This window comes from Brevundimonas sp. (genome assembly GCF_013912065.1).
Lineage (GTDB): Bacteria > Pseudomonadota > Alphaproteobacteria > Caulobacterales > Caulobacteraceae > Brevundimonas.
In genome coordinates this window covers 1-6,855 of sequence record NZ_JACESA010000045.1, presented here as the reverse complement: position 1 = coordinate 6,855, position 6,855 = coordinate 1, and the positions used below count along the sequence as shown (strand labels likewise).

The following is a 6,855-nucleotide window of genomic DNA, read 5'->3' as shown; positions in this document are numbered from 1 at the left end:
CGGCGGCGCCCGCATCGCCCTGGGCCGAGGCAGCTGGCGCTGGTCGGACCTTCTGGGAACGGGTTAGAGCCCCGCTCTTTCGTCACTCCGGGCGAAGCGAAGCGGAGCCTTGGGAATGACGAAAGAGAAGGGTTGGTCAGCCCCTCGGACCAAACAGGATGATCCCCGCCCCGATCAGGCAGACCGCGCCGCCGATCAGGTCCCAACGGTCGGGCGTCGTCTTCTCGACCAACGCCATCCAGACTAGGGATGAGCAGATATAGACCCCGCCATAGGCGGCGAAGGCCCGGCCCGCCGCATCGCTGGGGACCAGGGTCAGCAACCAGGCGAAGGCGACCAGACAGACGAGACCTGGCGCCAGCCATAGCGGCGACCGCTCCAACTTCAGCCAGGCCCAGAAGGCGAAACAGCCGCCGATCTCCGCCATAGCCGCCAGCGGATAGATCATTAGCGGCTTCATCCTTGCCTCCTATCACTCGCCGCGTGGCGGCTCGCTGCTCGAGGAGGCCTTCGCTCGTTCGGCCGCCAGCTTGGCCAGCACCCGGCCGCGACCGCGCGCCAGGGCGTGGATGGCGCCGCGCATGGTGGCGACCTCCTGTTCGGAGAAGGCGGCGCGGCCCAGCATGACGCGCAGGTTCTGGCTCATCGAACGCTTCTTTTCCGGCGGATAGAAGAAGCCGCCGTTTTCCAGCTCCTCCTCCAGATGTTCGTACATCCCGATCAGCAGGTCGTTCGAGGCCGGGGGATCGCTGTCGCGGAAACGGGGCGGCGGGGCGTCCAGGATCAGGGTGCGCCATTCATAGGCGTTGATCGCCACCGCCTGGGCCAGGTTCAGCGAATGGTGCTTCGGGTCGATGGGAATGGTGACGATGCCGGCGCACAGGGCGATGTCGGTCGTCTCAAGTCCCGCCCTTTCCCCACCGAACAGCAGGCCGGTCTTCAGGCCGGACGCCGTGTCGTCATAAAGGATGCGGCTGGACTCGCGCGGGGTCCGCACCGGCTGGCGGGTCTCGCGCGGCCGGGCGGTGGTGGCGAAGACGGTTTTCAGGTCGGCGATGGCCTCACCGACGCTGTCGAACACCCGCACCCCCTCCAGCACCCAGTCGGCGCCCGAGGCCGTTGCCCAGGCCCGTTCCTGGGGCCAGCCGTCGCGCGGACTGACCAGACGCAGGTCCGTCAGGCCAAAGTTCGCCATCACCCGGGCCACGGCGCCGATGTTCTCGGCCATCTGGGGTTTGTCGAGGATGACGGCGGGGGGCGTGAGATCAGTGGAAACGGACATGGCCGCTTCCCTACCCCTCCAGGCCGTAACGAGCCAGAGCGGCGCGCAGATCGTCCAGATGCGGCGCATAATTTTTCCACCGTCCCGAGGATCGCCGGTACAGCGGCTCGCGCACCTGCCAGACGCTGGCGGTGCGGACCGGTTCCTGGCGCTGATTGAAGTCCATCACCGACGGCTCCAAGTCCAGGCCGCAGGCCTCGACCAGTTCACGCACCGCAGGCTCGCCCCGCGCCACCAGGTCGTCGTAATCGACCTCGTACACATCGTCGGGCCAGACCGATTTCCAGTGGGCCGCCAGTCGTCGCTCCTGCGCCGCCCAGTGGGCCGCGTGCTCCAGGTCCAGCGCATAGAGCATGGTGTGCGACAGATGCAGGAAGAAGACCGACAGGGCGTTGTCGATCGGATCGCGCACCGTGTGGATGATCCGGGCGCGGGGAAACAGGGTCTTGGCCAGGCCGATATAGAGGATGTTGTCCGGCCGCTTGTCCGTGACCCGGCCGACGCCGGGCACGCGTTCGCGCACGGCGGTTAGATAGACGTCGCGGATCTTGCGCCGGCTGGCATCGTCGAACGCCTCCAGGGCTTCCGGGAAGGGGTTGAAGACATTGGCGGCCAGGGTCGGCAGCAGGTCCAGTTCCCCGCCCGGCCGCACCCCGCTGTGGCCCGCTAGCAGACGCTCGACCAGGGTCGAGCCGGACCGGAACATGCCGCAGATGAAGATCGGCGGCGCGCCGTCGTCATCGTCGTCCAGCGGCGCGACCGGCGCCGGGGTCGCGGCGATCAGCCGGTCGACATACTGCCCCGCCAGGACCGGATCATAGCTCAGCCCCCTGGATCGGGCGACGGCGGCGCTGGCGCGATTGGCCTCGATATAGGCGGCGAAGGCCTCGTCATGAACGCCCGCCGCATCCAGCAGCCGGCCGAGCGCGAAGCCCAAGTCGGCGCGTTTCAAAACCCTGTCGTCGCTGCTCGCGGCCAGGGCCGTCCGCAGACGGTCGATCAGCGGCTCGTCCGTCGTCACGACGGCCTGCAGCCCCGCGAGACGCGCCAGGGCCATCGTATTGTTCGGTTCCAGCGCCAGCGCCGCCTCATAGGCGACGCGGGCCTCGTCGCGCCGCCCGCCGTCCTCGTGCAGATTGCCCAGGTTCAGCCAGGCCGAGGCATAGGCAGGTGCGATCTCCAACGCCCGCTTCAGCTCTGCCTCGGCCTCGGCCGGACGGCTCAGGTCGTCGGCGAAGATCACGCCGCGATTGAGGTGGATTTCCTCGGGGCTACGCCCGCCCTGGGCCAGGGCCTGGCCATAGGCGGACAGGGCCTCGTCCAGCCGTCGCATTCGGCGCAGCAGGCGGCCCAGGTCGTACCACGCGTCGCCCAGGCCGGGCCGCTCGGCCAGAACCGCCTGATAGGCCTGCACCGCCTCCGGTATGCGGTCGGCCCTCTCCAGCGTGGCGGCCTGGGCCAGGCGGATGTCGGGGGCTGCGACGCTCTCCATCCGATCAGTCCTCGCCGACCATGGCCAGCCAGGGATCGGCCGTTCCCGCCTCGACCTCGGCGACCTTGACGGCCGGCCAGCCGATGGCGGCCTCGCCAGAGACGGTCCAGGCCGAGGCGATGAAGTCGCGCAGCTCGGCCGCGCCCGCCGCCAGCCGTTCCGTTACGAAGGCCGCGCCGCGCGCATCGGCGTCGCGGAAGCCGCCGGCCTTTTCCAGCCGATAGAAGGGAACCACCGTCCCGAGGGTCGTGGTCAGATAGGAGACGGTGCGCGCCTTGACGTCGAACCCGTCCAGGTTCGCCGCCGGCATGGCGGCCTCGACGGCGTCCAGCCGCGCAACGCGGCTGGCGAAGGCGCCCTCGAACTGACCGTGGGTCTGGCGCGAATTGGTGAACCCCTCCGGGTTCGGATAATCGCCCCAGCCGTTGTAGTGGATCGACGTATGGTGCGGCTGCGACCCGTCGCCGACATAGTGGCCCATGACCCCGATATCACGCAGGATCAGGGCCTCGCGACGCAGGCGGTCGGCCCGGTACCAGGCCTGCCGCTCCAGGTTCGTCTCGCGCTTCTCCGCCGCGTTCAACACGCGCCAATAGGCGAAGTCGCGGCTCAGGTTCTGCCAAGCGTCGATCATGGCGTAGGGCAGATAGCCGGCGTCGTCGACATCCAGACCCGCCTGGGTCAGGGCGGCGTCATATTCCGATTTCAGCCGCGGCAGGTCGGTCAGGGCCATGCCCCGCCCGTCCATCACACGACCCTGGTCGTCCAGATCGATGAAATGGGCGGTGTCGCGCTCGCGGTCGTGCGGCTGGCCGGCGCCCTTCCACCGGTCGGGTTCGCGCGCCAGTTCTCCGACGTCCGCTATGGCGCCCGGCGTCTTCAGAAAGGCGGGCAGACCTTCGGGCAGGGCCCGCATCGCCGCCACGCCGATCAGCCGGTGCCCGGTATTGCCCCAGGCGTCGACGGTGACGGCGGGCGCGGAAACCGCGATGAGCGCAAGGGCGGCTATGGCGAGACGTTTCATGATGGAACCTGCGTAAGATCACGCCCGTCTAACGCATCGTTGATCGGCTCTCCAGCCCGTCATGGCGCGCGAAGACTTGCCCGTCGCGGTCGCGCACCTAGGTTAAAGGGGCTCCTCGTTCCTTTTTGGCCCACATCAGGCTCCACATGATGCGAGGAGCGTCGGCGTGATTGCGCCGGCGCCGTCCTGGACGGCCCCCTGTGGACGCCAGACCGAAAGGACACGCCCATGCGCGCACCCCGTCTCGCCCTTATTGTATCCTCCGCCGCCCTGATGGCCGCAGCCGGCGCCCAGGCGCAACAGACGTCTTCGGCACCCGCGCCCGCCTCCGCGCCCCAGGCGGCCGCGCCCCAAACCACGGCGCCAACAACCACGGCGGCCTTCACCGACGCCGAACTGAAGAAGTTCAGCGACGCGATGACCGAGGTCCGCGCCGTCAGCGACACTCTGAACAGCGCTCAGCCCACACCGGAACAGCAGGCTGAAATGGCCCGGGCCGTGATGGAGTCCGGCCTGGAAGTCACCCGCTTCAACGCCATCTCGAACGCGATGGCCAGCGACCCGATTCTGGCTGCGCGGATCAGGGCCGTGTCCGCCCCGCCTCCGGCGCCCGGCTCGGTCGCCGCCAGCGTCACGCCCCAGGAGCTGACCCTCTACACCACCGCCATGAAGAAGATGCGCGATATCGCCGCCGGCACGCCCAACGACCAGCTGACGCTTCAGCAGCAGACCGCCATCGGCAATGTCGTGGCCGACAGCGGCCTGGACGCCGCGCGCTTCAGCGCCATCGCCGACGCCGTCGCCGCCAATCCGGGCCTGCGGGCTCGCGTGAACCTGGAACGGGCCAGGCTCGAGCGCGAGGCCGCACAGCCCTAAGCTCAGGTGTCGGCGGGTTCGCGCCGCGTGTCCGGCGCCGCCGGACCCGCCTCGTCCTCGTTCAGCAGCCGCCCCTCGCGCCTTGGCTTGATATAGGGCGCGGGTTGCGGCGTCGGGATATTGCCGCGCATCAGCTGTCGGCCCGCCGACAGCCCGCCCGTCAGCTGGAGATCCAGCCGGGCCTCGTCGCGGCGACGGACGTCGCCGATGGTCTCGGCGGCCACAGTCTCGGGCAGACCCAGTTCGATCAGGGCCCGCTCGCCGAACTTCAGCGCCGATTCGAAGGTCTCGCGGATCTGGTAATCGACCCCCGCCTGGATCAGGCGCATCGAATGGCCCCGGTCGAAGGCGCGGACCATGATCTTGGTGGTGGGGAACTCGGACTTGACCAGTTCGACGATCCGGTCGGCGATTTCCGGCTTGTCGACGCAGACCAGGACGATCTCCGCCTCGTCCGCGCCGGACGCCCGCAGCGTGTGCAGTTGCGCGCCGTCGCCGTAATAGACCTTGAACCCGAACTGGGAGGCGGCCTGGATCATCTCGACGTCGTTCTCGATGATCGACACGTCCACGTCGCGCGCCAACAGGGGTTGGGACACCACCTGGGCGAAACGGCCGAAGCCGATGATCAGCACCTGGCCCCGCAGATCCTTGGCGAAATCGACGCCGTCGGCATGCTCGGCCGACACCACGGGCTTGGGCAGCAGTCGCGCAGTCAGCAGGCTGGTCAGCGGCGTCAGGGCCATCGACAGGATGACGATGGCCGACATCATGGCGCCGATCTGGGCGTCGAACAGGCCGGCCGTCACCGCCGCTCCATAAAGGACGAAGGCGAACTCGCCCCCTTGCGCGAACAGGGCCGCGCGCTCGACCGCCTCATGGTGCGACGCCTTGAACAGACGCGCCACGCCATAGATGCCCAACGCCTTGACCGCCATGAATGCGATCACCCCGCCGACCACCAGCCGCCAGTCCGCGACCACCACCGACAGGTCCAGAGACATGCCGACGCTGAGGAAGAACAGGCCCAGCAGGATCGCGCGGAACGGTTCGACATCGGCTTCCAACTGGTGCCGGAAGCTGGATTCCGACAGCAGAACCCCGGCCAGGAAGGCGCCCATGGCCATCGACAGTCCGCCCAGCGACATTGCCCAGGCCGCACCGACCACGACCAGAAGCGCGGCCGCCGTCATCACTTCCCGCCCGCCGTATCGGGCCAGCAGGCGGAAGATCGGATTGACCAGATATCTGCCGGCCAGCAGCACGCCGCCGACCGCCGCCACCGCGAAACCGATAGTCTGCCACAGCGGCGGGGCATGTTCGTCGCTCATCCCCAGGGCGGCGGCCAGCACCGCGACGATGGCCAGCAGGGGCACGATGGCGAGGTCTTCCAGCAGCAGGATCGACACCGCCCGCTGTCCGGCCCCGCCCGCCACCTCGCCGCGCTCCTCCAGCATCTGCATGATGACGGCGGTGGACGAGAGGACGAACCCCATGGCCCCGACGAAGGCCACCGGCGCCGAAAAACCGGCCACCATCGCCGTCAGGGTCAGGATCAGGCCGCAGAACAGCACCTGGGCCGCCCCCAGGCCGAAGATCTCCTTCCGCAGCCCCCACAGCCGTTTCGGCCGCATCTCCAGCCCGATGATGAACAGGAAGATCACCACGCCGAACTCGGCGACATGCAGGATGGTCTCGGGTTCGCGGAACAGTTTCAGGCCGAACGGCCCGATGGCCAGGCCCGCCGCCAGATAGCCGAGCACGGAGCCCAGCCCGACGCGCTTGAACACCGGCACGGCGATGACACCGGCCGCCAACAGGGCCGCGGCCGCCCCCAGATCCAGTCCCGCCGTCGGTTCAGCCATTGTCACCCCCTTAGATCTCGTTCTCCATTGTGGGGAGCCCCGAAGCGGATTGCGAGATGGCGCCGACGACACAATCGTCGATCCGCGCGCCACAAGCGGCTGATCCGCCACAGTTTCGCCTTGGCCGCCAAGCCGAGTAGCGTCAAGAACAACCGGAGGAAACCATGTCGCGTCTCGTCAGGATCTTCACCGTCGCCGCCCTGGGCCTGTCCGTCGCCGTCCCCCCTGTAGCGGTTCCGAAGGCCGCCTACGCCGCACCCCGGCCCGCGCCGCTGGACGGCGACGGACAGGCCCAGGGCGGCGACGGTGAAGATCC

At 68.7% G+C, this 6,855-nt stretch carries 6 protein-coding genes; 1 reads left to right on the top strand and 5 read right to left on the bottom strand.

Annotation, left to right across the window (positions count from 1 at the left end; translation table 11 throughout):
• Positions 1 to 136: 136 nt before the first annotated feature.
• Genes H2037_RS17375 through H2037_RS17360 form a run of 4 tightly spaced genes read right to left on the bottom strand, consistent with a single transcriptional unit; the run spans position 137 to position 3,798 of the window.
• The gene (locus tag H2037_RS17375; protein ID WP_292124428.1) at positions 137 to 460 is read right to left on the bottom strand and encodes a YnfA family protein; all 324 of its coding nucleotides are present in this window, start codon (positions 458 to 460) and stop codon (positions 137 to 139) included.
• A gap of 12 nt (positions 461 to 472) precedes the next feature.
• Positions 473 to 1,282 carry an RNA methyltransferase gene (locus H2037_RS17370; RefSeq protein ID WP_292124426.1) on the bottom strand — a complete coding sequence of 270 codons (810 nt, stop codon included), beginning with the start codon at positions 1,280 to 1,282 and terminating at the stop codon, positions 473 to 475.
• 10 nt (positions 1,283 to 1,292) lie between these two features.
• Positions 1,293 to 2,774, bottom strand: coding sequence for a tetratricopeptide repeat-containing sulfotransferase family protein (locus tag H2037_RS17365; protein ID WP_292124424.1), 1,482 nt, complete (start codon positions 2,772 to 2,774; stop codon positions 1,293 to 1,295).
• A gap of 4 nt (positions 2,775 to 2,778) precedes the next feature.
• Positions 2,779 to 3,798 (bottom strand): S1/P1 Nuclease, encoded by a 1,020-nt coding sequence (locus H2037_RS17360; RefSeq protein ID WP_292124422.1) that lies wholly within the window; start codon positions 3,796 to 3,798, stop codon positions 2,779 to 2,781.
• A 228-nt stretch (positions 3,799 to 4,026) separates the two neighbouring features.
• Between H2037_RS17360 and H2037_RS17355 the strand changes: the two genes are divergently transcribed.
• Entirely contained in the window at positions 4,027 to 4,674 is a 648-nt protein-coding gene (locus H2037_RS17355) for a DUF4168 domain-containing protein (protein ID WP_292124420.1), read from the top strand.
• 2 nt (positions 4,675 to 4,676) lie between these two features.
• On the opposite strand, the gene H2037_RS17350 is transcribed toward H2037_RS17355, so the two are convergent.
• Positions 4,677 to 6,539 carry a monovalent cation:proton antiporter-2 (CPA2) family protein gene (locus H2037_RS17350; protein WP_292124418.1) on the bottom strand — a complete coding sequence of 621 codons (1,863 nt, stop codon included), beginning with the start codon at positions 6,537 to 6,539 and terminating at the stop codon, positions 4,677 to 4,679.
• Positions 6,540 to 6,855: the final 316 nt, after the last annotated feature.

Coding starts and splice junctions, on each gene's coding strand:
- H2037_RS17375 (WP_292124428.1), bottom strand. CDS start 460: ATGAAGCCGCTAATGATCTATCCGCTGGCGGCTATGGCGGAGATCGGC.
- H2037_RS17355 (WP_292124420.1), top strand. CDS start 4,027: ATGCGCGCACCCCGTCTCGCCCTTATTGTATCCTCCGCCGCCCTGATG.
- H2037_RS17365 (WP_292124424.1), bottom strand. CDS start 2,774: ATGGAGAGCGTCGCAGCCCCCGACATCCGCCTGGCCCAGGCCGCCACG.
- H2037_RS17360 (WP_292124422.1), bottom strand. CDS start 3,798: ATGAAACGTCTCGCCATAGCCGCCCTTGCGCTCATCGCGGTTTCCGCG.
- H2037_RS17370 (WP_292124426.1), bottom strand. CDS start 1,282: ATGTCCGTTTCCACTGATCTCACGCCCCCCGCCGTCATCCTCGACAAA.
- H2037_RS17350 (WP_292124418.1), bottom strand. CDS start 6,539: ATGGCTGAACCGACGGCGGGACTGGATCTGGGGGCGGCCGCGGCCCTG.